We start from the raw sequence: 1413 nt of genomic DNA on the forward strand, positions 1-1413 counted from the left end.
GCTCGACATCGAGATTTCGGACATTGCGCACGGGCTCGCCCGCGTTGCCCGCTGGAACGGCCAGACCAGCGGCGAGCATGCGTTTTCGGTCGCCCAGCACTCGCTGCTGGTCGAAGCGCTGTTCTGCGACCTGGTGCCCGAGGCTTCGGCCGACGCCCGGCTGGCGGCCCTGCTGCACGACGCCCCCGAATATGTCATCGGCGACATGATCTCGCCGTTCAAATCGGTGATGGGCGGCAGCTACAAGGATTGTGAGTTACGGCTGCAGCGCGCCATCCATCTGCGCTTCTCGCTGCCTCCGGAACCAAGTGCTGCGCTGCGCAAGGAGATCAAGCGCGCCGACCAGATCGCCGCCTATTTCGAGGCAACGCTGCTCGCCGGCTTTTCGACCGCCGAGGCGACCGAGTTCTTCGGCCGTCCGCGCGGCTTCAATGCCGACCGCTTCGATTTCACGCCACGTTCGGTGACCTGGGCGCAGAACGCGTTTCTGAAACGGTTTTCGGCGATCGAGACGTCGCGGCATCAGGTTTCGGCGACCGCAATCGGCTAAAGCGCGTCGCGCTGAAACGGATTCACGCGACGCGCTTTAGGTCTTTTTATGCATGTCATTCCCCCAAAACCGAGGTCACTTTTGGGCGACATGCATTAAAACGCTAAATTAACCAGCGGCGACCACAGTAGCTTGTTCGATCACGGTCCGCAGGCGCGCTCATGCCCGTCGCTGATGCCAAGGATGGTTCGGCCGTCCCGAAACGGGAGGCCGAAGGCATGGACCGCTCCCGCCACATGGAAGACGAACTGCGGGAGCAGAACCAACGCTTTTCGGCTGCGGTCGAGAACATGTCGCACGGCCTGTGCATGTTCGACGCCGACGAGCGGATGATCATCTGCAACGGCAACTACCTAAACATCTTTTGCCTCGACGCCAGGGTGATAAGGCCCGGCATCCGGTTCCTCGACATTCTGCGCCACAGCGTCGATATCGGCGTCGCCTCGCAAACCGCCGACGAACTCTACGCCATCCGCAAGCCCTATATCGATCAGGCAAAGCCCTCGACCTACGAAGAAACACTGTCGGACGGCCGCATCGTCAGCATCTCGCACCGCCCTCTGGCTCTGGGCGGCTGGGTTTCGATCTATGAAGACATCACCGAGCAGCGCCGCGCGCAAGAGGATCTCAAGGAGCAGCACCGCCGCTTCGACGCAGCGCTCGCCAACATGTCGCAAGGCTTGCTGATGTATGACGCCGACGGCAAGATGATCGTGCGAAACCGGCGTTTTCTGGAGCTCTACAAGGTCACCCCGGCGGATTTTCCGCTTGGAACGACGCACCGCGACGCGCTCGAACGGTTGCTGGAACTCGGCATCTATACGAAGATCGATGTCGACAGCGAAGTCGCCAAGACCGAAGCC

At 61.4% G+C, this 1413-nt stretch carries 2 protein-coding genes; both read left to right on the forward strand.

Annotated elements, in window-relative coordinates; all coding sequences use genetic code 11:
* The coding region (locus tag EN879_RS35795; RefSeq protein WP_164774831.1) for an HD family hydrolase at positions 1-550 on the forward strand (550 nt) is incomplete at its 5' end.
* A gap of 161 nt (positions 551-711) precedes the next feature.
* Positions 712-1413 (forward strand): PAS-domain containing protein (locus EN879_RS35800; RefSeq protein ID WP_127274710.1); only part of this gene is annotated, 702 nt, incomplete at its 3' end.

The sequence above is a fragment of the Mesorhizobium sp. M7A.F.Ca.AU.002.02.1.1 genome, assembly GCF_003998535.1.
In the GTDB taxonomy this organism is placed as follows: Bacteria; Pseudomonadota; Alphaproteobacteria; order Rhizobiales; family Rhizobiaceae; genus Mesorhizobium; species Mesorhizobium ciceri.